24 protein-coding genes and 1 pseudogene are annotated in these 26,612 nt (G+C 61.0%); 10 read left to right on the top strand and 15 right to left on the bottom strand.

Annotated elements, in window-relative coordinates; translation table 11 throughout:
* The first annotated feature begins 106 nt into the window (after positions 1-106).
* Entirely contained in the window at positions 107-1,441 is a 1,335-nt protein-coding gene (gene aptA, locus AC25BC_RS25270) for an omega-aminotransferase AptA (protein WP_003562266.1), read from the top strand.
* Positions 1,442-1,489: 48 nt separating this feature from the next.
* Here the strand turns inward: aptA and AC25BC_RS25265 are convergent.
* Positions 1,490-1,965: pseudogene (locus tag AC25BC_RS25265) on the bottom strand (Lrp/AsnC family transcriptional regulator).
* A 105-nt stretch (positions 1,966-2,070) separates the two neighbouring features.
* Here AC25BC_RS25265 and AC25BC_RS25260 point away from each other — a divergent pair.
* From AC25BC_RS25260 to AC25BC_RS25250, 3 genes are read left to right on the top strand one after another with little or no spacing between them, the layout of a single operon-like run.
* Positions 2,071-3,282, top strand: a complete 1,212-nt coding sequence (locus AC25BC_RS25260) for a diaminopropionate ammonia-lyase (RefSeq protein WP_128438748.1) — start codon at positions 2,071-2,073, stop codon at positions 3,280-3,282.
* Positions 3,279-4,526, top strand: coding sequence for a Zn-dependent hydrolase (locus AC25BC_RS25255; RefSeq protein WP_128438749.1), 1,248 nt, complete (start codon positions 3,279-3,281; stop codon positions 4,524-4,526). Before AC25BC_RS25260 ends, AC25BC_RS25255 begins: the two co-directional genes overlap by 4 nt.
* Positions 4,523-5,683, top strand: a complete 1,161-nt coding sequence (locus AC25BC_RS25250; protein ID WP_003562270.1) for a M20 aminoacylase family protein — start codon at positions 4,523-4,525, stop codon at positions 5,681-5,683. The genes AC25BC_RS25255 and AC25BC_RS25250 overlap by 4 nt, the downstream gene beginning before the upstream one ends.
* Before the next feature lie 73 nt (positions 5,684-5,756).
* Here the strand turns inward: AC25BC_RS25250 and AC25BC_RS25245 are convergent, their stop codons facing one another.
* The 3 genes from AC25BC_RS25245 to alr all read right to left on the bottom strand — a co-directional run bounded on the left by AC25BC_RS25245 (position 5,757) and on the right by alr (position 9,276).
* On the bottom strand, positions 5,757-6,779 hold the full coding sequence (locus tag AC25BC_RS25245; protein WP_128438750.1) for a helix-turn-helix transcriptional regulator: 1,023 nt from the start codon (positions 6,777-6,779) through the stop codon (positions 5,757-5,759).
* A gap of 83 nt (positions 6,780-6,862) precedes the next feature.
* Entirely contained in the window at positions 6,863-8,113 is a 1,251-nt protein-coding gene (locus AC25BC_RS25240; protein ID WP_003562272.1) for a D-amino acid dehydrogenase, read from the bottom strand.
* Positions 8,114-8,142: 29 nt separating this feature from the next.
* Positions 8,143-9,276 carry an alanine racemase gene (alr, locus tag AC25BC_RS25235; protein ID WP_003562273.1) on the bottom strand — a complete coding sequence of 378 codons (1,134 nt, stop codon included), beginning with the start codon at positions 9,274-9,276 and terminating at the stop codon, positions 8,143-8,145.
* Between the two features lie 125 nt (positions 9,277-9,401).
* Between alr and AC25BC_RS25230 the strand changes: the two genes are divergently transcribed.
* Positions 9,402-9,866 (top strand): Lrp/AsnC family transcriptional regulator, encoded by a 465-nt coding sequence (locus AC25BC_RS25230; protein ID WP_128438751.1) that lies wholly within the window; start codon positions 9,402-9,404, stop codon positions 9,864-9,866.
* 95 nt (positions 9,867-9,961) lie between these two features.
* On the opposite strand, the gene AC25BC_RS25225 is transcribed toward AC25BC_RS25230, so the two are convergent.
* The 8 genes from AC25BC_RS25225 to AC25BC_RS25190 form a co-directional block, all read right to left on the bottom strand.
* Positions 9,962-11,308 (bottom strand): NAD(P)/FAD-dependent oxidoreductase, encoded by a 1,347-nt coding sequence (locus AC25BC_RS25225; protein ID WP_128438752.1) that lies wholly within the window; start codon positions 11,306-11,308, stop codon positions 9,962-9,964.
* Between the two features lies 1 nt (position 11,309).
* Positions 11,310-12,197 carry a dihydrodipicolinate synthase family protein gene (locus AC25BC_RS25220; RefSeq protein ID WP_128438753.1) on the bottom strand — a complete coding sequence of 296 codons (888 nt, stop codon included), beginning with the start codon at positions 12,195-12,197 and terminating at the stop codon, positions 11,310-11,312.
* A 47-nt stretch (positions 12,198-12,244) separates the two neighbouring features.
* Complete coding sequence (locus AC25BC_RS25215; protein ID WP_128438856.1) at positions 12,245-12,952, bottom strand: GntR family transcriptional regulator; 708 nt, start codon at positions 12,950-12,952, stop codon at positions 12,245-12,247.
* Positions 12,953-13,161: 209 nt separating this feature from the next.
* On the bottom strand, positions 13,162-14,196 hold the full coding sequence (locus AC25BC_RS25210) for an L-idonate 5-dehydrogenase (protein ID WP_128438754.1): 1,035 nt from the start codon (positions 14,194-14,196) through the stop codon (positions 13,162-13,164).
* 9 nt (positions 14,197-14,205) lie between these two features.
* Entirely contained in the window at positions 14,206-15,612 is a 1,407-nt protein-coding gene (locus AC25BC_RS25205) for a TRAP transporter large permease (protein WP_003562279.1), read from the bottom strand.
* A gap of 4 nt (positions 15,613-15,616) precedes the next feature.
* Complete coding sequence (locus tag AC25BC_RS25200) at positions 15,617-16,189, bottom strand: TRAP transporter small permease (protein ID WP_128438755.1); 573 nt, start codon at positions 16,187-16,189, stop codon at positions 15,617-15,619.
* Between the two features lie 118 nt (positions 16,190-16,307).
* Positions 16,308-17,282: a sialic acid TRAP transporter substrate-binding protein SiaP gene (locus AC25BC_RS25195; RefSeq protein WP_003562281.1), complete on the bottom strand. Its 975-nt coding sequence runs from the start codon at positions 17,280-17,282 to the stop codon at positions 16,308-16,310.
* A gap of 23 nt (positions 17,283-17,305) precedes the next feature.
* Positions 17,306-18,064 (bottom strand): FadR/GntR family transcriptional regulator, encoded by a 759-nt coding sequence (locus AC25BC_RS25190; RefSeq protein WP_012755228.1) that lies wholly within the window; start codon positions 18,062-18,064, stop codon positions 17,306-17,308.
* 613 nt (positions 18,065-18,677) lie between these two features.
* Between AC25BC_RS25190 and AC25BC_RS25185 the strand changes: the two genes are divergently transcribed.
* Positions 18,678-20,063: a sensor histidine kinase gene (locus tag AC25BC_RS25185; RefSeq protein WP_017996045.1), complete on the top strand. Its 1,386-nt coding sequence runs from the start codon at positions 18,678-18,680 to the stop codon at positions 20,061-20,063.
* Between the two features lie 153 nt (positions 20,064-20,216).
* Entirely contained in the window at positions 20,217-20,951 is a 735-nt protein-coding gene (locus AC25BC_RS25180) for a Crp/Fnr family transcriptional regulator (RefSeq protein WP_128438756.1), read from the top strand.
* A 52-nt stretch (positions 20,952-21,003) separates the two neighbouring features.
* Here the strand turns inward: AC25BC_RS25180 and AC25BC_RS25175 are convergent, their stop codons facing one another.
* From AC25BC_RS25175 to AC25BC_RS25165, 3 genes are all read right to left on the bottom strand, one after another.
* The gene (locus tag AC25BC_RS25175) at positions 21,004-21,261 is read right to left on the bottom strand and encodes a DUF6894 family protein (RefSeq protein ID WP_432431575.1); all 258 of its coding nucleotides are present in this window, start codon (positions 21,259-21,261) and stop codon (positions 21,004-21,006) included.
* Between the two features lie 360 nt (positions 21,262-21,621).
* The gene (locus AC25BC_RS25170) at positions 21,622-21,942 is read right to left on the bottom strand and encodes a hypothetical protein (RefSeq protein WP_128438757.1); all 321 of its coding nucleotides are present in this window, start codon (positions 21,940-21,942) and stop codon (positions 21,622-21,624) included.
* Positions 21,943-22,108: 166 nt separating this feature from the next.
* Positions 22,109-22,813, bottom strand: a complete 705-nt coding sequence (locus tag AC25BC_RS25165) for a transcriptional regulator NanR (protein ID WP_026157568.1) — start codon at positions 22,811-22,813, stop codon at positions 22,109-22,111.
* Positions 22,814-22,989: 176 nt separating this feature from the next.
* Between AC25BC_RS25165 and oiaX the strand changes: the two genes are divergently transcribed.
* The 3 genes from oiaX (at position 22,990) to AC25BC_RS25150 (ending at position 26,564) form a co-directional block, all read left to right on the top strand.
* Positions 22,990-24,246: a 3-oxo-isoapionate-4-phosphate decarboxylase OiaX gene (oiaX, locus tag AC25BC_RS25160; RefSeq protein ID WP_128438758.1), complete on the top strand. Its 1,257-nt coding sequence runs from the start codon at positions 22,990-22,992 to the stop codon at positions 24,244-24,246.
* Positions 24,247-24,251: 5 nt separating this feature from the next.
* A complete protein-coding gene (locus AC25BC_RS25155; protein WP_128438857.1) occupies positions 24,252-25,589 on the top strand; it encodes a four-carbon acid sugar kinase family protein in 1,338 nt (445 codons plus the stop codon).
* Between the two features lie 147 nt (positions 25,590-25,736).
* Entirely contained in the window at positions 25,737-26,564 is an 828-nt protein-coding gene (locus AC25BC_RS25150; RefSeq protein WP_128438759.1) for a phosphogluconate dehydrogenase C-terminal domain-containing protein, read from the top strand.
* Positions 26,565-26,612 lie beyond the last annotated feature (48 nt).

Here is a 26,612-nt window from a genome sequence, read left to right as displayed (position 1 = left end):
AATATCCTTCCAACCATTGAATTTCAATAGCTTGCACCGACAAAGAAAAGGACTTGTTTGAAAGGAAGAAATTGCCATTCTCGGCGCCATCCCAAAGGAGGCCAGGATGGACCAGCTCAGCAAAACGAACGCGCCCGTACTCGAAAATTTCTGGATGCCGTTCACCGCGAACCGGCAATTCAAGGCCACGCCGCGGCTACTCGCAGCCGCAGAGGGCATGTACTACACCGACATCGATGGACATCAGGTGCTTGACGGCACGGCCGGGCTCTGGTGCTGCAACGCCGGCCACGGCCGCAAGAAGATCGCCCAAGCCGTCGAGCGACAGCTTGCAACCCTCGACTACGCGCCGACTTTTCAGATGGGGCATCCGATCGCCTTCGACTTCGCTGCGAAATTGGCTGCGAACGCGCCGGGCGGTCCTGACGCCAAGCTCGACAGGATCTTCTTCACCGGCTCGGGCTCGGAATCGGTCGATACGGCGCTCAAGATCGCCATCGCCTATCAGCGGGCGATCGGCCAGGGCACCCGCACACGGATCATCGGGCGCGAGAAGGGATATCATGGCGTCGGGTTCGGCGGCATTTCTGTCGGCGGTCTCGTCAACAACCGGCGGGTCTTCCCGCAAATACCGGCCGACCATATGCGCCACACGCTCGACATCGGGCGCAATGCGTTTTCAAAGGGCCTCCCCGCCCACGGCGTCGAACTGGCGGACGATCTCGAGCGCCTGGTGCAGTTGCACGGCGCCGAGACCATCGCGGCTGTCATCGTCGAGCCGATGTCGGGATCAGCAGGCGTCGTCCTGCCTGCGAAGGGCTATCTGGAGAAGCTGCGCGCAACCGCCGACAAGCACGGCATCCTGCTGATCTTCGACGAGGTCATCACCGGCTTCGGGCGTCTCGGCACCCCTTTTGCGACCGACTACTTCGGCGTCGTGCCCGACCTGATCACCACGGCAAAAGGCATCACCAACGGCACGATCCCGATGGGCGCGGTCTTTGCCAGCCGCAGGGTCTATGACGGCCTGATGGTCGGACCTGATAACGCGATCGAACTCTTCCATGGCTATACCTATTCCGGCCATCCGGTCGCCTGCGCAGCCGGGCTCGCTACGCTCGAGATCTACGAGGAGGAAGGCCTGCTGACGCGCGCATCCGAGCTCGCCGAATACTGGCAGGAGGCCCTTCATTCGCTGAATGGCCTGCCTCAGGTCGTCGACATCCGCAATCTCGGACTGGTCGGCGCGGTCGAACTGGCTCCTCGTGACGGGGCGCCGGGCACCCGCGCTTACGACATCTTCGTCGACTGCTTCGAAAAGGGCCTGCTGATCCGGGTGACCGGCGACATCATCGCGCTTTCTCCGCCTCTCATCATCGAGAAAGACCAGATCGACACGATCGTCGCGATACTCGGCGATGCGCTGAAGCGCGCGGCGTAATCCCGCCATCGGCAACTGATGCGGTGGCAAACCGGTTACCGCATCGTCTTACTCGACCGGCACGCCAAGCCCGACTTTGACCCGATCCATCGCGACGAAAGTCCGGAAGCGCTTGACGTTGTTGTTGCCGAAAAAGAGCCTGCGCGTCAGAGCCTCGTAGTCGGCCATCGACGACACGACGACAACAAGAATGAAATCCGCTTCGCCGGTGACGTAATAACATTGCTGAATCTCGGCTGTGGCTGCGAACTCTTTCTTCGCATGCTCGATCTGCTTGGCGGTTTCGCTGATGACCTCCACCTCGACGAAGATCGTGATGGCCTGGCCGACGGCGTGCGGCTCGATGACCGAGACATCCGCCAGGATGATCCTCTCCTCCCTCATTCGCTTGATCCGGCGCTGAACGCCGAAAGGTTCACCGCCTCGCCGATCGTTCGCTGCGGAGTTGTGTTGTCCCGCTGGAGAATGGCGAGGATCTTGCGGTCGAAGGCATCGAGACGGGAAGTCTGAACGCGCTTGCTCAAATGGATGCTCCACGAAACAAAATTGCAAATAGGCGGCCGAATATCAGCGCCTTCTTCGCGGGCCTTGCAATAGAGTTCAGCGAAATCACCAAATCGAGGTTCGCCATGTTTCTTCTGAACACCACGGCAGACTATCGTCTGTCGCTTGATCCGAGAGACGAGAAAGCGCTCGGCATCGTTGCCGCCGAGGAGGTGGAGCGCTACCTCGCCTTTCGCGACGAGCATGTGGTTACACCACTTGTGGCACTGCCAGGACTGGCGCGCGAAATCGGCGTCGGCGCGATCCACGTCAAGGACGAAGGCCATCGCCTCGGCCTCGGAAGCTTCAAGGCACTCGGCGGAGCCTATGCGGTGATCCGTCTCGTTCTCGAACAGGCGCAGCAGAAGCTCGGCCGCGCCATCGATATGGCCGAGCTGCATTCACCTGATGTCCGCGCCGTTGCACAAGGGATGACTGTCGCCTGCGCCACCGACGGTAACCATGGCCGCTCGGTTGCCCAGGGCGCGCAGCTCACCGGCGCGCGTGCCGCCATCTTCGTACACTCAGGCGTCAGCAACGAGCGCGTCAGCGCCATCGCCCGCTTTGGCGCTGAGATGATCCGCGTTGAGGGAACCTATAACGAATCCGTACGGGAGGCGGCCCGCATAGCCGAGGCAAAGGGTTGGATCATCGTTTCGGACACGTCCTGGCCGGGCTACGAACGGATCCCCGGTCTGGTGATGCAAGGTTATACCGCCCTCGTCCGGGAGGCGCTCAGGCAGATGCCGGAGCCGCCGACCCATGTGTTCATCCAGTCCGGCGTCGGCGGCGTTGCCGCGGCGGTCGCCGGCCACCTGGCAATCGCGCTCGGCGACCGACGTCCCGTCTTCACGGTCGTCGATCCAGCCCGCGCGGCATGCCTCTTCGAGACGGCGCGCGCCGGGCGGCCTGTTGCGATCGCCCACGGCGAACCAACTGTCATGGCAATGCTGGAATGCTATGAACCTTCTCTTGTCGCGTGGCGGATTCTTTCCCGTGCCGCCGACGCCTTCATGACGGTGGACGAAGGGGACGCGATCGAGATCATGAACCGCCTTGCCCGTCCAATCTCCGGCGATCCGGCGATCGTCGCTGGAGAAAGCGGCGGCGTCGGCCTCGCAGCCGCCATCAAAGCCGCTGCCGACCCGGCGATCAAGACGGCGCTTTCGATCGACCAACGCTCCCGCATCTTCGTCGTCAACACGGAAGGCGCGACCGATCCGGGCAAATATGAAGAAATCACAGGACTGCTGCCGGCTGTCGTCGCCGCGAAGATCCAGGAGGGAGCCTTGATATGACCGCGCGATCCATCGATGCGGCGCGTCTGCTTTGGCGCATCAGGACGCTCGGTGAAATCGGCCGGGATAGCGACGGCCGGCTCGTGCGGCTGGCAGCTTCTGATGCCGAAAAACTCGGCCGCGACCAATTCGTCGTATGGATCGAGGACGCAGGGCTCGCCGTCGCCGTCGATCGCATCGGCAACATCTTCGGCATCTGGAAACCGGACGGCGTCGCCGACGAAGCGCCCCTGCTGCTCGGCTCGCATATCGACACCGTCATCGGCGCCGGTATCTATGACGGCTGCTACGGCGCGCTATCCGGACTGGAAGTCATCGAGACGCTGAAGGCCGAAGGCCTGGCGCCATCCCGGCCGATCGTCGTGGCGGCCTTCACCAATGAGGAAGGTGCGCGCTACGCGCCCGATATGATGGGGTCGCTGGTCTATGCCGGCGGTCTCGATGTCGACGCGGCTCTTGCCACCATTGGCACCGACGGGACGATACTTGGCCAGGAGCTCGAGCGGATCGGCTATGCCGGCGAACATGAGCCCGGCTTCCTCCTGCCGCACGCCTATATCGAGCTGCATATCGAGCAAGGCCCGGTCCTCGAACGCGAAGGCATTCCGGTCGGCGCCGTGGAAGACCTTCAAGGCATCTCCTGGCAGAGGGTGACCATCACCGGCGATGCCAATCACGCCGGAACAACGCCGATCTCCATGCGCCGAGACGCCGGGCATGCCGCCGCGCGAGTCGTCATCTTCCTGCGCGAGCGGGCGAAGGCTTCGAACACGCCGACGGTCGCGACAGTCGGCTGCATGCGCTTCGAACCTGATGTCATCAACGTGATCCCGTCGCGGGCAACCTTCACCGTCGACCTTCGCGATCCGGACGAGGATCGCCTCAGAGAAGAGGAGACCGCGCTCACCAACTTCCTGGAGATTCTATCAACCGAGGAGCAGGTCGGCATATCGGTGGAAAGGCTTGCCCGGTTCGAGCCTGTGAAGTTCGACCAAGGGATCGTCGGCCTCATCGAAAAGGCTGCGCGGGACCGGGGTCTCGCCTGCCGGCGGATGACCTCCGGCGCCGGCCACGACGCGCAGATGATCGCCAGGATCGCCCCGTCGGCGATGATCTTCGTCCCGAGCATCGGCGGGATCAGCCATAACCCGAGGGAATACACGGCCGACGAAGATCTCGTTGCCGGAGCGAACATCCTGCTGGATGTCGTTCGCCAGCTCGCCAAGGAAGGACTGCCGGCATGACAATCGACAAGGATGCGCTGCATGCGGAAATGACAGCGTGGAGACGCGATCTCCACGCTCATCCCGAATTTGGCTTCGAGGAGCGGCGGACATCCGCCTTCGTTGCGGCCAAGCTGCGGGAATTCGGCTTCGACGAGGTCACCGAGGGCATCGGCGGCACCGGCGTCGTCGGAACGCTGAAACGCGGCAACGGCAATCGCGCCATTGCCCTGCGTGCCGATATGGATGCGCTCAGGATCAACGAACAGGCGGAGCTCTCGCACCGGTCCCAAAACCCGGGAATCATGCATGCTTGCGGTCACGACGGCCACACCGCCATGCTGCTCGGCGCAGCAAAGGTCCTGGCCGGGGAAGGCGGTTTCGACGGCACGGTACGCTTCATCTTCCAGCCTGCAGAAGAATGGGGCAAAGGCGCGCTGGCAATGATCGCCGATGGGCTCTTCGAAAGATTCCCCTTCGACGAGATCTACGGCATCCACAACATGCCGGGGATCGACATTGGCCGCTTCCATACGCGTCCTGAAGCGATCATGTCCGCCGAGGACAATTTCGAGATTACGCTGACCGGCGTCGGCGGCCACGCCGCCCGGCCTCACTGGGGCAATGAAGTGCTCGTCGCGGCCTGCGCGCTCGTGACCAATCTGCAGACCATCGTCTCGCGGCGACTGGATCCGGCCGACATCGCCGTCGTCTCCGTCACTGAGCTGATCACCGACGGCACGAGGAATGCGCTTCCCGGCTTCGCCCGCGTTCTGGGCGACGCCCGCAGCTTTCGCTCGGAGATCAGCGAGACGATCGAGAAGCAGATGCGCGTGATCGCCGAGGGTACCGCCATGACGCACAACATCAAGGCTGACGTCGTCTACACCAGGGAATTCATCCCCCTCATGAACGATCCGTCGTTGACGGAGGAGGCCTTGAGCGTCGCACGCGATCTGTACGACGCTTCAAATGTCGCCATCGCGAGCAAGCCCATGACCGGATCCGAAGACTTCGCGCAGTTCCTTACGCGGGTTCCGGGCTGTTTCGTGTTCCTTGGCAACGGCGAGCATTCGCCGCCACTTCATAACCCGACCTATGACTTCAACGATGCCGGCCTCCTGCATGGGGCAAACTTCCACGCAGGGATTGTGCGTCGACGGCTTCAGGCAAGCTGATGCGCAAGACGGGGTAAATCGACGAAGGTCGAGGCATCGTCCGTCCCTCGGCTGCAAGCGCAAGATGAGGAGTTCAGCGCTTCAAGGTCTGTGACGGCAGTTGGCCGAAACGCTTCCTGTATTCGGCTGCAAATCGCCCCAGATGCGAAAACCCCCATCTGAGCGCGACATCGGCAATGACCTGCTTCCCGTCGGATTCCAGCAAATCTCGATGGGCGGCGGCCATCCGAAGGTCATGCAGGTAGGACATCGGGGTCGTATCCCTGAATTGCCGGAAACCCTGTTGCAAAGTCCGAACGCTGACCTTGGCTGCCATCGCGATATCGTTGAGCGAAATCGGCTCGGCGACGTGTTCCTGCATGAAGTCGATGGCCCATTTCACATGGCGCGGGGCCGGCGCCGGAGCAGGCAGCGCAAGCTCGTTCGAATAACGATTGGGGCAGGTCTCCAGAAGCAGATAGATCGCCGCGTCGCAGAGCGAACCGGCGGCCAGCGGCGACCGTTGCAGCGGTCCGTTCCGGCTGAGGCCGCGATGGAGGCTCGAGACAAGTTGCTGCAATACAAACCCCGGGCCGGTCGTCAGATCGATGTGCGGATGAAAATCGACGTCGCCGCTGATCGTTCTCTCGAACATATGCGTGAGGTGGCTGGTGATCTTGGCCTGATCGACGAACAGGCAGAAATGACGGCGGGGGCCGAATAGGCGAGCACCCGCGGCACGACCTGCCTCAAGGATCGTGCCACGGGCGGGAACAGAATATATTTGCTCCCGCATGCCTTCGAAGGATGCGTTCCCTGCCATCGGTAGAAAAACGATCATCCTGTCGCTGGGCGCTTCCCGCCTGATCAGGATTGTGCCTTCGTAGGTACAGTCGGCGACGGTTACCTCTTCTCCGACGGAGACGAAATTGCAGTGGTATGCAATCGGCATATTGCCTTCCGCCACAACCTTGATCGGGGAGTTTGGCGTCGACAATACTACCGAGAGCTCATCCGGGTCCGTTCCACTATGCGCCGTTTCCCGAAACAACATGCTCTGCACAGCCAGCTGTTGGGCGAGGCTGCCATCGTTATGTATATGAGAATTAACGGACATTCGTGACCCCGAAAGACGATGTACACAAGTGATAAAGGATTTTCGCAATCATGTTCGTCTCTTTTTTGCGTTGCCGGGCGGTGTCAACCGTAGCGGCTGATTGCGAGATCTCTCACGTCGATTTCCGGCTGGCCGCCGCTAACGAGATCGCCGATGAGCCGGGCCGAACCGGTACTCATGGTCCAGCCGAGCGTGCCGTGACCGGTATTGAGGAAGAGGCCGGCGACCTTGGTCGCGCCGATGACCGGCGTGCCATCAGGCGTCATCGGGCGCAGGCCGGACCAGAAGGAGGCCTTGGAAACATCGCCGCCGGGGAAGAGATCGGTGACAGAATGTTCCAGCGTGCTGCGGCGAGCCAAGCCGAGATCGTTGGTATAGCCCGATATTTCGGCCATGCCGCCGACCCGGATGCGGTCGCCGAGCCGGGTGATCGCAATCTTGTAGGTCTCATCCATGACGGTCGATTCCGGCGCGCGTGACGCCTCGGTGATCGGGATGGTGAGCGAATAGCCCTTGACGGGATAGACTGGCAGCCTGATGCCGAGCGGATTGAGCAGCAGCGGCGAATAGCTGCCGAGCGCAACCACCACCGCCTCCGCGCTCATCCGCTCACGATCGGTGATGACCCCGCGCACCCGGCCGGCTTCGACATCCAGCGCCTTGATCGTCGTTCCGTAAACGAAGCGGACACCGAGCGCCTCGGCCTTGGCGGCCAGCGCGTTGGTGAACTTGAAGCAGTCACCGGTTTCGTCCTTCGGCGTCAGCAGACCGCCGACAATCTTGTCGCGCACATGTTTCAGGGCCGGTTCGAAGCGGATGCAGCCGTCCCGGTCCAGCACCTCATAGGGAATGCCGTCGGCAGCCAGCGCCTTGACATCCTTTGCCGAGGCCTCCAGTTGCTGCTGGGTGCGGAACAGCTGCAGGGTTCCCTGCATGCGTTCGTCGTAGGCGATGCCGGTCTCGGCGCGAAGATCGGCCAGCGCGATGCGGCTGTAATCGGCAAGGCGCAGCATGCGGCTCTTGTTGATCGCGTAGCGCTCGGAGGTGCAGTTCGACAGCATCCTGGCCATCCAGGAGAGCATGGCCATATCGAGTTTCGGTCGCAGGACGAGCGGCGCATGTTTCATGAACAGCCACTTCATGGCCTTCATGGGAATGCCGGGCGCCGCCCATGGCGAGCAATAGCCGAAGGAGACTTCGCCGGCATTGGCAAAGCTCGTCTCCAGCGCCGGACCAGGCTGCCGGTCGACGACCGTGACCTCATGGCCGGCCTTGGCCAGCTGATAAGCGGATGTGACGCCGACGATGCCGGCTCCTAGAACGATGACCTTCATGATGTTCCCAATGTTGGAGCCGCCGGCTCTCAGCGATATTGCCTGTCGTAACGATCACCGAGGCCGGTTAGGATTTCGTAAGAAATGGTGCCGGCGTCGCAGGCGATGTCCTCGAGTGTCTGATGGCGGCCGAGCACTTCGACAAGACTACCGAAGGTCAGCGCCCCTTCGGGCAGTGCTGATATGTCGACGGTCGCACTGTCCATCGACACGCGGCCGACGATCGGCAGGCGGATTCCCTTGAAATAGACGGCGCCGCGGTCGCCGAGGCATCGCGGCAGACCATCGGCATAGCCGGCTGCAATGGTGGCGAGACGCGTTTCCCGTTGCGTCACATGCGCGCCGCCATAGCCGACCTTTGCACCCGCCGGAACGGTGCGCGTCTGCACGACGGCGACATTGAGGCTGACGACCGGCTCCATCGGGTTCTTCTCGCCGGCGTTCGGAGCGCCGCCATAAAGCGCGATGCCGGGGCGGGCGAGTACGCCGTGATAGGGGTCGCCCAGGAAAACGCCGCCGGAATTGGCGAAGGAAATGTCGAAGCCGGGAAACTCGTCGGCGATGCGGGACATCTCGGCAATCTGCTCGCCGTTCTGATCGCTATCCATGTCATCGGCCGAAGCCAGATGGCTCATGATGAACAGGATTTCGACATTGGTGCTGCCGCTAAGGGCTGCCGCCAGCTCCGCCCTTTCCTCCTCGGGAAAACCGAGCCGCGACATGCCGGTGTCGAACTGCAGGACGGCTGGCAGGCAGCGCTTCAGAATGCGCGCAGCCGTCGACCATTGCCGCCACTGCGCCAGTGAATTGAGAACCGGAACGACGCCCATCTCGGCGCAGGCGATCTCGTTACCCGGCTGCAAGCCGTTCAGCACGAAAATCTGGGCATCGTGCGCAAGGGCCGGCCGGAGCCTCAAGGCCTCGACAAACTGGGCGACGAAGAAGTGCCTGCAACCTTCACTGTAAAGCGTTCTTCCGACCCGCTCGGCGCCAAGGCCATAGGCGTCGGCCTTGACGACGGCGCCGGCGCGGACCGACGCCAGCATCGATACGAGCTTGCGATAGTTACGACCAAGGGCGGCAAGATCGATCGTCAGATAGCCCGTGGCTCCCTGCGTGGTCGTCGCAATGCGTGTGCGGGAAACCAAAATATCGCTATCCATGTCCACCCCTTTTCGATCTCAGGAGTTTATGAAAGAATGAGCGAAATTGCCGGCCATTCAGCAATCGATTATTGCATGATTTGCTAAATATTCGCATAATCAATCACAATTTGGAATGATCCACCATGGCTGCCCTCGACGCGATCGATCGCAATATTCTGAGACTGCTGCGTCTTGATGCCCGCATGAGCAATGCCAAGCTCGCCGCCGAAATCGGTCTCTCTCCCTCGGCCTGCCTCAGGCGCATCAAGATCATGGAAAAATCAGGCGTGATCCGCGGCTATACGGTGCTGGTAGACACCGGCAATGCGGATGAGATGATCGCCGTGATCATCAACATCACTCTCGAACGACAAACAGAAGACTATCTCGACCGCCTCGAGGCGGCAGTCCGGCGGCATCCCGAGATCCGGGAATGTTTTCTGATGACGGGCGGTTCGGACTATCTGCTGCGCGTGGAGGTTGCCAATGCCGGCGAGTTCGAGCGGATCCACAAGGAGATCCTGTCGACCTTGCCCGGTGTCCTCAGGATTCATTCCAGCTTCTCGATCCGCAATGTCCTGGCGACGCGCACGAGGGGCCGGGGCTGAACCGCGATACCACCCGCACACCCAGCCGGATCGCGCGCATGACCAGCCTCGCTGTATCGTCAACTTCGGCGCTGGCGCAGACTGGAGACCCCTCGTCACTCGGATCCTGCGCTCCACTCGCGATAGGCGAGGTGGATCTTTGCTCCGATCGTCGTGAACGGCTGCGGCGGCAATGCCGTCGGGGCAGCCAGGCGCGCGTAGACGCGGCCGAGTTCGGAATCATGTCCGAGCGCCAGCTCCGCAGCCGCGATCCCTGATGCTGTCGAGTTCGACGCTCCAAGGCCGTTGCAGCCGCATGCCGCGAATACGCCACGCTCGATCTCGCCGAATGCCGGAACATGATTGCGTGTGAGCGCCATCGCGCCGGCCCAGCGATACTGCATCCCGACGCCGCCAAGGGTGGGAAAGCGTTTTGAAAACTTGCCGTCGTGGAGGCGGCCGGCCCGCTGGATCGCGGCGTCGCTGACTGCGATGCTCGGATTATAGCTGTAGCGCGAGCGCACCAGGATCCGGTCGCCGGCGCCGGTGCTGATGCGGCGGACGGTCGTTCCCATCGGCAGGGCGGGAGTGGCGGCCCACTTCCGCTCTCCACCGAGGCGCGAGGGGTCGAACGCCTCGGTGAGGGAGGCGTAGGTGAAGACGTGGAGCAGGCGTTGCGGGAAGAAGCCGAAGCTCTCCACATGTCCATTGTTTGCCATGATGATCTTTGCCGCCTGCACGGAACCCTGCGGCGTCTTGACGAGCCATCCCGTACCGGAGCGCTCGAACGAGAGCGCCGGCGTCCGCTCGTAAAGGGTGACAGGCTCCTTCAGGCAGTCGGCGACCGCGCGAATGTAGGCGGCGGGCTGCACGATGATCGTGCCGGGCATGAACAGACCGGAGGTGTAAACCGGCGATCCCGTTACTGCCTCGATCTCCCCGGCGCTCAGGAGCCGATGGTCTTCGCCCATGTTCGTGAGCTGCTGCGCATAGTCATCGAGGTGCTTGTCGCCTTCCGCGCTAATGGCGACGCTGTATCGGCCACAGGGATCGAACACCTCCTTGCCCCAGCCATCTTCCGTCGCCATCTCGGTCGCCAGAGCGATGGCCGAGCGCTGAATGAGCACGGATTGCCTGAACCTGGCCTCCGACTCTCCGCTGAAATCGTCGGACGAGACCTCGTGCGGCAGGTCGATGATGAAGCCCGAATTCGCGCCCGCTGGCCCCTCGCCGACAATGCCCGCTTCAAGGACGGCGACCCGCGCGGCCGGGTCCAAACGTGAGATGCGCCGGGCCGCGGAAAGGCCGGCGAAACCACCGCCGATGATCGCGACGTCGGCAATGACCGGTCCGGTCAGCGCCGGCCGTGGCGTGCGGGGCGCAAGCATGGCCACCCAGCCCGAAACGCCTGCGCGTTTCGGCAGCCTGGAAGCGACGAAGACATTCCTTGCGGCCTGGGTCACGTCAGATCGCTTCCCGCTCCATGAGCGTTTCGAGGGAGCGGCGAATGGCCGGAAGCTTTTCTGGGGCAAGACCGCGCAGCGGTTTTCGCGGAACGCCGGCCCCGTAGCCCACCAGATCCGCCGCCGCATAGACGGACTGCACGTAATCGCCTTCCCAGATCAGCCCCATAGACGGCTCCAAGATTTTCCAGAGCGCGCGAACCTCGTCCCACTTGTGCTCGGCGGCGGCCTCGACGAGGGCGACGCAGGTTTTCGGAGCGAAGTTCGCCCCACCCCAGATCAGGCCGTCGCATCCGGCATAGAGCGCATAGGGAACGAGAGGGTCAGCGCCGTTCATGACGAAACGGCCGGTGCGGATAAGTGCTGCCTGCTTTCCAAGATCGCCGCTGCTGTCCTTGACGGCACAAAAGCCGGGGATTTCGCTCAGCTTGTCGAGAAGTTCGGGCGTGACGGCGACGCCGACCGCCTGGGGAACGTTGTAGCCAATCACCGGAAGACCGGCCTTCGCAACCTCGCTGTAGAAATCGACGATGCCTAGGTCGTCGGTCGGCCCTTCGAAGAAGGGCGGTAGAACCATCACGCCTTCGGCGCCGGCGTCGCGCGCGCGGATCGTGCGTTCGACGACGTCTTCCACCAGAAGCGCGGAAGTCTGCGCAATCACCTTCGCCCGGCCATTGACGATCCGCGCTCCGCGCCGGATCAGCTCCTCGGATTCCTCCTTGGAAAGATAGACGTGCATGCCGGTGCCGGAGCTGAACAGGAAGCTCCTGACGCCTGCTGAGAGATAGCGCTCGACATTGTATTCGAGCCTGCCGTAGTCGATGCGTCCGGCATCGTCGAACGGCGTGGTAATGGCAAGATTCAGGCCTGGAAACTGGAAGTCAGACATTCGTTTGGTGTCCTGCGTTAGGCTGTCGAAGGGTCGAGCCAAAGGTCCTAGAGGGTCGGCGTCTCCAGCCCCTCCGGGGCCGCGTACATGGCCATGTTTCGTCGTGAAAGCTCGAGGTGAAGCCGCGCCAGTTCTCCGGCTGCGTCGGGATTGCGTTTCCCGATGGCTTCGATCATCTCATCATGTTGTTGCGTGGCGAGCTCGAGTTCTTCCTGCATGCGAGGCGTGTTCGGATGCTTGTAGAAAACCTTGCCGATGCGGGCATGGTCGATCTGCAGTCGCCGCAGGCTCGGAACAAGATAGACGTTGTGCGCCATCTCACCGATCTGCCGGTGGAACTGGTCGTTGTAGAAGACGCGCCCTTCGACGTCGCAATTGTCGACGGCCTTTCGAAATGATTGCTGAACCTGCTTCAGCACGTCGAGCTGCCCGCGAGTTCCGTTCTCGGCCGCCAGCTTGCTGGCGGTGATGTAGATCATCGGCGCAAGAAGGAAGAAGTCATGCAGCGACTGGTAGCTCATCGAACTGACCCGCGCAGCACGGTTGGCTTCCAGCTCGATATAGCCTTCGCCAGCCATCTGTCGCATCAGCTCGCGAACCGGCGGTCGGGACAACCCAAACTCCTCGCTCAGCGCCACTTCGTCCAGTACCGCACCCGGCGGCATTTCCATCGTCAGGATGCGTCTGCGAAGCGTCAGGCTTAGATTCGTTTTACGGTCGGGGTTGCCGACCTCGGAGATAATTTCATCGTCCATCTCATAATCCTTTTGGAATACATTATGTAGACATAAGGTAGACGTCAAAAATTTCTTGGGACTTCGAAATCGGTTCCTCTCGCCGACTGAGCGATAGAGCAGTTTCAGGGAGTGAGGTTACTGCTTCACGGCGAAGCGAATGCTGCGTCGGCCGGGCGGATTCGATTGTTCATCGCCTCGCCGCGCAGGTGTCACTTCCGCAACGCGCTCTAAAAGGTGAGCTGCACCTTGCAGGCGGCTGCGCGATCGCCGGCGAGCGTGAAGGCAGCGGTGGCTTGTTCGAGCGGCAGGCTGTGGCTGATGATCGGCCGCACATCGATCTTGCGGCTGGAGATCAGCTCGACGGCAGTACCGAATTCCTCGTGGAAGCGCTGCGTTCCGTGGAGTTGAAGCTCCTTGCCGACGATGGCGTTGAGAGGGATCGGGACGTCTCCCGTGACGCCGACCTGCACGATCGTTCCGCGTGGTCTGATGGCGGCGATCGCGCCGCGGATGGCCGGGGCGGCGGCCGAGCATTCGAAGACGAGATCGAAATAGCCCTTTCCCGCCTCGAATTCCGCAAGCGCCTGGGCATTCTTGGAAACATTGATCGTGCGGCTGGCGCCCATCGCTTTGGCCCGGTCCAGCGCCGCATCCGCGAGATCGGTCACCACGATCTCGCTTGCGCCATGATAGGAGGCGACGGCAACCATCAGAGCGCCGATCGGGCCGGCGCCGGTGACTAGCACGCGTTTGCCTGTGATATCTCCTGCGCGCGATGCCGCGTGCAGGCAGACGGAGAGCGGCTCGCTACAGGCCGCTTCCGCAGCGGTTGTCGCTGCTCCGACCGCGAAGCACTGCTTGGCCGGCACCACCAGCCATTCCCGCAACATGCCCTGCTCATGCGGCAGGCGCATCGCACTACCCATGAAGCGCATTTCCAAGCAATGGATTGGCATGTTTTTCTCGCAATATTCGCAATGCCAGCAGGGTTGGCTGGGATTGACCGCCACCAGCGTCCCGGCGTTTAGGTCGACGCCTTCGCCCGCTTGGCTCACCGTCCCCGAGGCCTCGTGGCCGGGTATGATCGGCTCGCGAACCCGGACTGGGCCGAAACCGCCGTCCTGATAATAATGCAGGTCGGAGCCGCAAATCCCTGCGGCCGCCATTTTGAGAAGCACCTCGCCGGGACCAGGGGCCGCAACCGTATCGGTCTCGATCCTCAGATCGCCCTTTTGGTAAAGCCGTGCCACACGTGTCCGCATCTTCCGCTCCTATCTCAGCAGCCCGAGTTGCTGCGGCAGCCACAGCGATATGGCGGGCACGAAGGTGATCAGGATCAGCGCCAGGAAGAGCGGCACCAGCCAGGGCAGGATCGCCATGGTCGTACGTTCGACGGAGAGTTTCGCGACCCTCGACAGCACGAAAAGCACCATGCCGAGCGGCGGGTGTAACAGGCCGATCATCAGGTTCAGCGTCATGATGAGACCGAACTGGACCGGATCGATCCCGAATTTCAGAACGATCGGCAGAAGGATCGGCACCAGGATGGTAATGGCCGCGATCGTATCCAGGAAGCAGCCGACGAAGAGCATCAGCAGGTTCACGAGGATCAGGAAAACCCATTTATTGTCGGTGATCGACAGGATCGCATCGGAGAGCAACTGCGCCGCCTGGCTCACCGTCAGCAACCATGCGAAGACCGATGCCGCAGTGACGATGAAGAGAACGGATGCCGTCGTCTCGATCGTATCGAAGCTCGCCTTGGCAAGCGTCGAGGGCGTCATCGTCCGGTAACGCACCAGACCGAGAAACAGAGACCAGAGGACAGCCGCAACCGCTGCCTCCGTCGGCGTGAACCAGCCCATCGTCATGCCGCCGATCAGGATGACGGGCGTCATCAGCGCCATGACGGCGGAAAAGCGGAAATACCAGTCGAGGGCAAGAAGCAGGGCAAGGGCAATGCCCGCCGCAACATTCATCGATACGCCCGCCTGCATCAGCAGATAGATGGCCAGCGGCACCGCCAGGACGACGACGATTTCCATCCCCGCCGACAGCAGCTGTCTGACATCAAATGGCGCGTCGGAGCCCCAGCGCTTCCAATAGGCAAAGGCGGCGACGGTGATCATCATCAGGAGCGTCATGACAATGCCGGGCAGGATGCCCGCCATGAAAAGAGCGCCGATCGAGACGTTTGCCATCATGCCGTAAATCACGAAAGGCAGCGACGGCGGGAAGATCGGGCCAAGCGTTGCCGAAGCAGCAGTCACGCCGACCGCGGCCTCGACCGGATAGCCATGATCCTTCATTGCCTTGATCTCGATCGTGCCGATACCGGCCGCATCGGCAAGCGCCGTGCCAGACATGCCCGAGAAGATCACGGAACCGATGATGTTAACCTGCGCCAAACCGCCCTTCATCCAGCCGACGAGAGCGACGGCAAAGGAATAGATGCGGCCGGTGACGCCGGCCGAGTTCATCAGATTGCCCGCCAGGATGAAGAAGGGCACGGCGAGCAGCGGGAAGCTTTCGACGCCGGCGATCATGCGCTGGGCGACGATGATATCGGGCGCCACGTCGTAAAGGACGATGTAGAGCACGGATGCGACGGCCATCGAGATGGCAACGGGCACCCCGACCAGCATCAGCACCAGAAACGAGCCAAGAAGCAGTAGCATCAGATCAATCCTCGACGGTCTGGAATTCTTCGGGGCGCTCCAAAACGGAGTAGCCGCGGCGCATATTGGCGATGAAGACGACGATCGCGCGGATCAGCATCAGCACGAAGGCGATGAGAACGCTGTAGAAAACGACGTTGCGCGGCAGATCGACGGTGACCATCTGCTCGTCCGCGACGATATCGACGTAACGCCACATCAGGTGGCAGCCATAGGCGAAGAAGCCAATGCGAACGATATCGACGAAAGTGGCGAGCACGCGTGCCAGACCTGCCGGCATATAGTGATAGAACACATCCACCTGGATATGCCGCGAGGTGCGCACGCACATGACGGAACCGAGAAAGACGACGCCGATCAGGCAGTTGATCGCAATCTCCTCGGTCCAGGCGTAGCTGTCGTTCAGCACATAGCGCGTGAAGAACTGCAGGAAGACGCATCCCGCCATCAGCCAGAAGACGATCAGCGTGATCCAGTCTTCAATGGCGTAGTCCGAGACGTTTGCGGTCGGCGCGTGCCCTTCGAACTCGTGACCGATTTCTTCGGCGGTGATTTGCGTATGAATTTCTTGCGACATGATCGGCCCTGTTCCAGTTCGGAATGAAGGAGCGCGGCGCCTGCAGCAACCAACGTGTTACTGCATCCTTGCGCGTCTGAAAGACGCGCGGCGCTGTAAGGCGCCGCGCCGCGTAGGTTTACTGGATCGCGCGGATTGCTTCCCAATCGGCCTTCTCGTAGCCGAAATCCTCGAACTTGACCTTTTCCATCACGGTCTTTTCGAAATCGGCCTTGTCGACCTCGGCGACATTCAACCCTTTTTCCTTGAAGGTCGCGATGAGGCTGTTTTCCTTGCCGGCGATTGTCTTGCTCGTACGCTCGGCGGCCTCCTGCATGACCTCACCGAAGATCTTCTTGTCCTCGTCGGAAAGGCTCGCCCACCGCGTCTTCGAGACTACGGTGTTGAGGTGATCGACGATGTGGCCGGTGAGGATGATGTTCTTCTGGACTTCGTAGAACTTCTTCGCCTCGATCGTCGTCAGCGGATTTTCCTGCGCCTCGACCGTACCGTTCTGCAAAGCGAGATAGACCTCGGCAAAGGCGATCGGCGTGGTGTTGGCGCCACAGGCGCGCGGCATGGCGAGATAGGCCGGAACGTCAGGCACGCGGATTTTCAAGCCCTGCATATCGGCGCATTTGGTGATCGGCTTGTTTGATGTCGTATGGCGCGTGCCGTAATAGCTGACGGCCGCGATGTGGTTGCCGGTCTTGTCTTCATAGCCTTTGGCAAGACGCTTGAAGACATCGCTCTTGGTATAGGCGATCAGGTGATCGGGACCGCGGAAAATGTAGGGGAAGTAAGTCACGCCGATCGGCTTGTAGTCTCGCGCCGCGAAGCTCGATCCCGAGATGATGATGTCGACGGTCCCTAGCTTGAGGCCCTGGTTGATGTCGGCTTCCTTGCCCAGCTGCGACGCCGGATAGACCTCGATCTTATAGCGCCCGTCTGTGCGCTTGTTGATCTCTTCTGCGGCCCATACGGAATCCGTGTGGAAGGGCTCTGACGTTTCATAGACATGAGCCCATTTCAGCACTGTCTGAGCCTGTGCGATCGCGCTGCTCGCCATGATTACGGCTGCAGTGCAAAGTATCGTTGCCAGTCTGCTTTTCATTGCTCTCTCCTCCCGAGCTTGGGTTAAGTCTTGGCAGTTCCTTTCGACGGCCGCTTGTTGCGTCCGCGCTCCTCTTCCCCCGAGAACTCCTCCCCGAAGCTTTCGGAAAACCTCTTCTGCGACATGGTCAGATGGGCGCGCATGGCAGCCTTGGCGCCGGCGGCATCGCCGGCGGCGATCGCGTCGCGAATGGCCCGGTGCTCATCCAGAGCGCTGCGCCATGTCGTCGGCCCCTCGAAGTGGCTAGCGAGCCTTGCGAAATAAGGCGTCATGCGCATGTCGAACATCTCCCCCGTCACGCGAATCAATGTCGCATTCCCAATGATGGCGGCAATGCCGGTGTGGAAGGCGCGATCGGCATCGAGCACTGCGATTGCATCGTTGACCACACCACCCATGCGCGTCAGAGCTTCATCGAGCAGAGCGATATCGTCCGGCTTGGCGCGACCGGCCGCTTCTTCGGCGATGGCGCATTCGATGAGGGCCCGCGCCTGGAGCAGTTCGAAAGGCCCCTCCACCGGCTCGCGCTCGGCCCCAGCGACGGTCGCAGCATGCTGGCGCACCACATAAATGCCGGATCCCATGCGGATATTGACGAGGCCTTCGACCTCCAGGACGATCAGCGCCTCGCGGACGGTCGGGCGCGAAACCGACAGTTGCTCCGCCAGATCGCGCTCGGCCGGCAGCCGCTGGCCGACGGCAAGCTCGCCGCTGGCGATCATCATACGAATCTGATCCGCGACCTGCCGATACAGGCGCCGTGATTCAACAGGCGAAAACATCGTGGCCTCCCTGGGCGGCTTCTCCTTAAGCGCGCAGCTGGTCAATTGGCCTGACCAATTAAGTTATAGGTAGCATCCCTTGGGTTGTGCGTCAATCCGCCGCATAACTGGAAAAAGATTGTTTATCCAAAGGCAGAGCACGACTTGTTCTCGCCGACGAGGGGCAAGCCCCGATCGCTACTGGTGCAAAGCCTGAGGACGGCGGCAAATATACGACCAATCGACGAACGACAGGTCGGTTAGCTAGAAATCCAAGGGCGCCAGCCTCCATACGACGTCGGTGGCCGCCGAGTATGGCTCGAGAATGCTGTCCAGAAAAAGAAAGCTCCGGATCCGCCAGCTGCGATAGATTTTTCGCTTTTGAACGGTCGTATCGCTCTGCTCGCGTCGTTTGGCGAGAGCATGCCGTCTCCCAGCCGCGAGCGCCATGAAGTCTGCTCGGCGATGCCGAAATTTTGAACCCCGGGGTGGCCGATTGCAAGGCATTTGACCCACCGTGCCTCTTTAGCACGCGGTTCGCCGACCGGGTTTTGTACGCAATCGCACGCGTCGAGAAATTCCTTTAGCAGATGCTAAAGTCTCACCTACGGTAATCCAGCTGGGGGTCACTGGTATGGATCAATATTCCTTCCCGAGCGACGAGGATGAAATCCATCGCCACATCGTCGAGAGCGCGCTCGACTATGCGATCTTTGCCATGGATCTCGATGGCACTGTGGCGACGTGGAGTGCCGGTGCGGAAAACCTCTTCGGCTATTCGGCATCCGAGATGATCGGACAGAATGGGGTCATCATCTTTTCATTCGAGGATCAACTCGCCGGAGCGCCGCTCAAAGAGAAGCGGCTTGCGCTGACCACCGGCCGCGCCGACGACAATCGGTGGCACGTCAGAAAAGACGGCAGCATGTTCTGGGCGTCAGGGCTGATGATGCCGCTTCGCAACGACGTGGGTGGGATCTACGGCCTGGCGAAAATCGTCCGGGACCGGACCCTGACGCTTCAGCAGGACGAAGCGTTGCGCGCCAGCGAGGAACGCCTCCAGCTTATTCTTAAAAGCGCGATCGATTACGCGATCTTTTCCTTTGATCAAGATGGGCGGATCATCAGTTGGAACACCGGGGCTTGCCGCATCTTTGGATATCTGGAAGATGAGATTCTCGGTCAAGACGCACGCATTCTCTTCGTACCGGAAGACCGCACCGAGGGCCATGTGGCGCTTGACCGCGAGATGGAGACGGCGCTTGAGCGCGGCCGGGCTGAAAACGAACGATTTCATTTGCGTAAGGATGGATCCACGTTCTGGGGCAGCGGATTGACCATGCCGCTGCGCGCCCATCATCAAAGAGCCGGCTATCTCAAGGTACTTCGGGATGACACCGAGCGTCACTTTGCAGATGAGCACCAGCAAATCATGCTGCGCGAGATGAGCCATCGTGTCAAAAACAGCCTGACGCTGGTCACCGCCATGCTTTCGATGCAGGCCCGCTCGGCTGAACAGCAGGAGGTGGGAGAGGCTTTGCGCGATGCCGAAGCGCGCGTCGGCACCATTGCCGAGGTACACGATCAATTGTGGCGCCAACCGAACATCGAAACGGTGGAACTGGCGGATTTTCTGTCAAGCCTGTGTCTGCGCCTGCAGCAGGCGGCATCAAAGCACACGGTTTCGGTCGACGCGGATGCGTGCGTTATCGATGCAGACCGGGCAATCCAGCTTGCCCTTCTCGTCAACGAACTGGTGACGAACGCCTTCAAGCACGCTTATTCCGATATTTCAGGCACTGTCACCGTCAGTGCGCGCGCCACCGCCGACGAAATCCGCCTTGAAATCGCCGATGATGGAAAAGGTTTCCCGGACGGATTTTCCGTCTCTAAAAATGACGGCAAGAGCTTGGGCATGAAGGTCGTGCGCGTTCTGGTGCAGCAGTTGAGGGCCGAGCTTCACATCGAGAATCGGCGGCCCGGCGCGAGTTTTCTGATCCGTCTGCCCCGAAATCCCTGACAGATTTCCCGAGCAGCCCGCAAGTTTTGTCAAAACCGCACAAAGCGTCTTCCAAATATGGATATGGCTGCTGTTTTGACGCATAAGCTGGTCATTACCGCGATCTCATAGCTGCCGGTATGAGCGCGGGCTCCCTCCCGCTGGAGAGGGGTCATGCCCGCACTGGATCAGCGTATTGTTCATAACTTGCTGTTGAAGGCTTTGCCTGCGGAGGCCTTTGACCTGCTGGCCGCCGATGCCCAACGCGTCGAGCTGCCGTTGAGACATGTGCTGGTCGAGTCAGACCAGCCGAACGAACATGTCTGTTTCGTCGAAAGTGGTCTGGCATCGATGGTGGCGACGAACGCCGAAGACGAAGCCGTCGAGGTCGGACATATCGGATATGAGGGCATGGCAGGACTGCATGTTGTTCTGAAGACGAATACGACACCCAATCGGACCTTCATGCAGGCCGCGGGATCCGGCCTGCTGGTCTCCGTCGAGACCTTCGGGCGGGTGCTCGCGGCGTTTCCTGCCGTCAACGATCTGTTCCTCCAATATATGCATTGCTGTGATATACAACTGGCTCAGTCGGCTCTCGCCAACGGGCGCTACAACATGCATGAGCGGCTCGCCCGCTGGCTGTTGATGTGTCACGATCGGCTGAATGGCAACGACCTGCCGCTCACGCATGAATTTCTGGCGCTGATGCTCGGCGTACGCCGCTCGGGCGTGACGAACGAACTGCATGTCATCGAAGGAATGAGAGCCATTAGGTCGACCCGCGCCAACGTCAAGGTTCTCGACCGAGAAAGGCTGGAGGAGATCGCTGCCGGAAGCTACGGCATTCCGGAACGGGAATACGAGCGCTTGATCGGACTGCCGATCCGGCGTTCCGCCAGAGCATGAAGCCGAAAAGTGTGGGCGGTTTTCGGACGACATCAATTTAGAACAGGATGTCTTAGTCGGAGCTCCTGATCGTCTCTGACGAAAAGCACAGTGAGAAAAACGGTTCCCTGTTCGTCACAGATGTGTATCTTTCTCGCCGACATGTCTTTTCCCGCAAGCACTGCTGGCTCATCAGCGCTCTCGCATCTTGCACGGCTTGTTGCCTTGCGTCCTCGATCGTCGCCAGTTCGGTGCCTTCCCAGTCGGCAGGCGTCGAAGTTCCTGAAACGATGACTTTGGTCTGCTCCTTAGAAAAGGACCAGTTCGCCACTCAACGGCACCAATAGTTGTCCTCTCGCCCCCTTTTGGCCGGCGCCGGATGAATTGGGGGGTCTGGCGGCGCATTTTTAATAACCGGTGTTGGGCCTTGCATGGACGGCATCGCCGGAGTTTTTCAAGTCCAAATGCATACGATATCGGACAAACACGTCGCTTTCATCCGATCCGGCACGTTTCGCGTTGGTGAATCATGCCATCGAGAAAAGAAGGCTAGCGGCCTGAAGCCGTCGTGCCGGCAGCGGCCCTGCCCGACGGACGTGCTTTGCTGAAGTTCGCCCACGCAAAACCCCCGAGGTTGGATGTCCAACTTTCGGGGGTCAGGTCACGATGGGAATTTTCGTGAGGAAGCCGATCAATTGTTGTGAGCCGCGCAGGCTTCATCCATCGGGGTGGCGTTGCTCGTACCGCCCTGTGTCTGAAGATTGGCAGAGTTATTGACCGGATTGGGGCACTTGGTCTTATCCATCTTCATCGTGCCGCTGGTCGTGGAATTCGTCGTGGTGGAATCCGTTGCCATCGGCTTTTTAGTCTTCGTGTCGCTAGTGGCGCCGCCGCCCTGATCGGCGTGATTCTTGTCGATCGTTGCGCCGGCCGGCGCTGGGTTGGACTGGGCGAAAGCGGATGTGGCCATCCCGATAGCGAAGAGGGAAGCTGCTACAAGTTTCATGCGCATTGTGATGTCCTCCTTGGGGATCTTTGCGTGCTTGACCCATTCACAACCTCGTTCTTTGATCATTGTTCCGCTGCGGCCGATAAATGCACTGCCGCGTCCGACAGCCGCGACGCGGTCAACAATCGAGGTCTTTAAGCAGGAGGATTGCTCATAAGGTAATTGGCGATTATTTCGCGTAAAGCGCCCGCGACCGCTCAAGATGCTTGAGCAGCGCCGTTTCCGAGCCATCCACATCGTTTGCTTCAAGGCGGTCGACGATCTCGTCGTGTTCGGCGAGCGTGAATTTTTCCTTGCCGGTCCAGATCAGCATCTCGGTATGATATTCCTTCAGCCAGGCAAGCATTGCTTCGCTGACGGCAATGTAGATCGGGTTGCCTGATATCTGCGCGATGCGGGTGTGAAACTCCATGTCGGCGTCGATGAACTCTTCGGCCCGGCCAAGTGACATTCGCTGGCGTTCGATGATGTTCCTGAGGTCGGCGATATCGCTTGCCGAGGACCGCTGCGCGGCCTCGCGCGCCATGCCCCGCTCGAAGAAGATGCGCGCGCTCTTCAAATATTCCAGCGAGTCCGACGATTGCGACAGCATGATCTTGGCGGTGAGATCGACCTGGCGGAATATCGATTTTGCCGTCAGCCGGAGAACCTTGGCCCGCTCGCCATGTGAAATGCTGACAAGCCCTTTGTTGGCAAGGGACTGCATGGCCTCCCTAATCGCCGGCCGGCCGACGCCGAAGCGTTCCATCAGCACCCGCTCGGAGGGCATTTCGTCGCCGGGCTGGAGCTCGCCCGAGGTAATCATTCGCTCAAGTCGATCAAACACTTCGTCAGAGAGTTTCCGGCGGACGATTTGTTCGAGGGGCTGGGTCATCATATCTCGCTGGCTCAAATGTTTCCTCCTAACAGTTTCCGGGTCGAGAACAAAGCTGTCGGCGAAAAATTGGGGATCCGAAGATTTTACTTTTCATGAGTTGGAATACTCATTATACCAGATCACAAGTTGACGCCATGGTAATCTGCGTGACGAGAGGAGCAACCGTCCGTTTCATGATAATTACCCTGACCTACCGTATCGAAACGCCCGGCAGCGTCGAGGCGATGGCGGAAAAGATCGCGAGCGACCAGTCGACCGGTACCTTCGTGCCTGTTCCCGGTGAAACCGAAGAGCTGAAATCGCGCGTCGCCGCCCGCGTCCTGGCGATCCGTCCGCTCGAAGATGCGCGTCATCCGACCTGGCCCGAGATCGCCCCCGGCACGTTGCTTCATCGCGCCGATGTCGACATCGCCTTTCCACTGGATGCGATCGGCACCGACCTTTCGGCATTGATGACCATTGCGATCAGCGGCGTCTACTCCATCAAGGGCATGACCGGCATCCGCATCGTCGACATGACGCTGCCCGAAGCCTTCAAAAGCGCGCATCCCGGACCGCAGTTCGGCATTCCTGGAAGCCGCCGCCTCACCGCCGTCGAAGGCCGACCCATCATCGGAACGATCGTCAAGCCGGCGCTCGGTCTCAGGCCGCACGAAACGGCGGAACTGGTCGGCGAGTTGATCTCATCCGGCGTCGACTTCATCAAGGATGACGAAAAACTGATGAGCCCGGCCTATTCGCCGCTCAAGGACCGCGTTGCGGCGATCATGCCGCGCATTCTCGATCACGAGCAGAAGACCGGCAAGAAGGTCATGTATGCCTTCGGCATCTCGCATGCCGACCCCGACGAGATGATGCGCAACCACGACATCGTCGCCAAGGCCGCCGGCAACTGCGCCGTCGTCAACATCAACTCGATCGGCTTCGGCGGCATGAGTTTTCTGCGCAAGCGCTCCAGTCTGGTGCTGCACGCACATCGAAACGGTTGGGACGTGCTGACGCGCGACCCGGGCGCCGGCATGGATTTCAAGGTCTACCAGCAATTCTGGCGGCTGCTGGGCGTCGATCAGTTTCAGATCAACGGCATCAGGGTCAAATATTGGGAGCCGGACGACAGCTTCGTTTCGTCCTTCCAGGCCGTCAGCACGCCGCTGTTTGATGCCTCCGATTGCCCGCTTCCGGTTGCCGGTTCGGGTCAGTGGGGAGGACAGGCGCCTGAGACCTATCAGCGGACCGGCCGCACCGTCGATCTTCTCTATCTCTGCGGCGGCGGCATCGTCAGCCATCCCGGCGGACCGGCGGCCGGCGTTCGGGCCGTGCAGCAGGCTTGGCAGGCAGCGGTCGCGGACATCCCGTTGGAGACCTACGCGAAAGATCATCCGGAGCTCGCCGCCTCGATTGCCAAATTCAGCGACGGCAAGGGCGCGTGACCACGATGGTTGGACCTCTCGTCAGCTATTACGGGGATGACTTCACCGGCTCCACCGATGTCATGGAGGCATTGGCATCGAACGGCGTGTCGACCGTGCTCTTCCTCGACGTTCCCAAGCCGGAACTGTTCGCGCGCTTCAGGGATTGCCGGGCAATCGGCATTGCCGGGACAAGCCGAAGCGAGACCCCCGCCTGGATGCAAGAGCACCTTGCGCGCGCTTTCGAGTGGCTGAATTCCCTCGGCGCCGACATCTGCCACTACAAGGTCTGCTCGACCTTCGATTCCAGCCCCGAAATCGGCAATATCGGCAAGGCGATCGAAATCGGCCGATCGGTATTCGGGCAATCCGTGGTGCCGGTCATCGTCGGCGCGCCGCAACTGAAGCGCTACACGGCATTCGGCAATCTCTTTGCCGCTTACCAGGGCCGGATCTTTCGCATCGACCGCCATCCCGTCATGAGCCGCCATCCGGTGACCCCGATGGACGAGGCGGACCTTGCGGTGCACCTGTCGAAGCAGACCCGCCTTCCCGTCCTGCTCGCCGATCTCGTCGCCATCACCGCGCCGGACGCCGATGCGCGGATCGACGAACTGGCGTCGGCTTCAGAAGGGATCCTGCTCATCGATGTCGACTCCGAGGCGACGCAGGAGGCCGCGGGTCGACAGTTGCTTCGTGCCACCGGCCGTTCGGGAAGCTTTGTCGCCGGCTCCTCGGGGGTCGAATATGCCCTGCTCAACGCGTGGCGGCGGAGCGGCTTCATCGGCAACAGCGGCGCCGAGTTTCCCGATATCGGCCCGGTTGATCGCCTCGCCGTCGTCTCGGGCAGCGTATCGCCAACGACCGAGCGCCAGATCCGGACGGCTGTCGACAACGGCTTCGAGAGTATCGCGCTCGATCCGCTTGCACTGGTCTCGGAGCATGGCGAAGGCGCGGTGGATGCAGCGGTCGAGGCCGGCATCCAGATGCTCCGGCAAGGCAAGAGCGTCATCCTTTATACCGCGCTTGGCCCGTGCGCAGACCGCGGCGCCGACATCGACAGGGTTCCGGGCGCGCGTCATCGGCTCGGCAGCGCGCTCGGCACGATCTTGCGCCGCCTGATCGAGAGCGAAGGACTTTCACGTGCGGTCGTCGCCGGCGGCGACACGTCCAGTCACGCCCTCAGGCAGTTGAAGATCGACGCCCTGACGACGCTTCTTCCGCTGCCCCAGACGCCGGGTTCTCCGCTTTGCCTTGCGCATGGCGACTATCAGCCGACCAACGGCCTGCAGATCGCGCTTAAAGGCGGCCAGGTCGGGACGGACGAGTATTTCGTCCAGATCCGCGACGGAAGGAAGCACTGATGGTTTCCCGAGGTTTCATCGATCAAACGCGCGATCGACCGGCTTCACGCAAAAAAGCGTGGATCCTAGCACATTTAGTAATGATATGGTGATTGACTCATCATACCAGTTTGTGATCCTATTGAGAACGGAAAAGGTGAGGAAAACATGACTAAGATTGCCCTCTTCGGCGCAGGCGGGAAAATGGGATACCGGCTTGCCAAAAATCTCAAAGGCTCGCGTTTCGAGGTCCGCCATGTCGAGGTGAGCGACGCAGGCAAGACCCGTTTGAAGAACGATCTCGGTGTCGATTGCGTGCCCGTCGATATCGGGCTCGACGGCGCTGAGGTGGTGATCCTTGCCGTGCCGGACACGGCAATCGGCAAAGTCGCGGCAGGCATCGTCGACAAGCTCACTTCAGGTACCATGGTGATCGCGCTGGACGCTGCGGCTCCCTTTGCCGGCCACCTGCCGAAGCGCGACGATCTTACCTATTTCGTCACCCATCCCTGCCATCCGCCGATCTTCAATGACGAGACGGACATGCAGGCGAAGAAGGACCACTTCGGCGGCCTCTTCGCCAAGCAGCATATCGTCTCGGCGCTGATGCAGGGTCCGGAAAGCGCCTACGCGCTCGGCGAGGAAATCGCCAAGCTGATCTGGGCCCCGGTCATGCGCTCGCACCGAGTCACGGTCGATCAGCTTGCCATGCTCGAACCGGGCTTGTCGGAAACCGTCTGCGCATCGCTGCTCGTCGTCATGCGGCAGGCCATGGACGAATGCGTGGCACGCGGCGTGCCGGAACAGGCCGCCCGCGACTTCCTGCTCGGCCATATGAACGTGCTCGGCGCGGTCATCTTCAAGGAAGTCGACGGCGTGTTCTCGGATGCCTGCAACAAGGCGATCGAGTTCGGCATCCCGGCGCTGATGCGCGACGACTGGAAAAAGGTATTCGAACCACAGGAGATCGCCGAAAGCATCCGGCGCATCACGTGAACCGGCTTGGGGAGGCAAGCCCTCCCCTCAACCGCCCCAGGGAGAAGG

The sequence above is a fragment of the Rhizobium sp. WSM409 genome (assembly GCF_057653825.1).
Note: the sequence above shows the minus strand (reverse complement) of the source record. Positions and strands in the feature narration are given on the sequence as shown.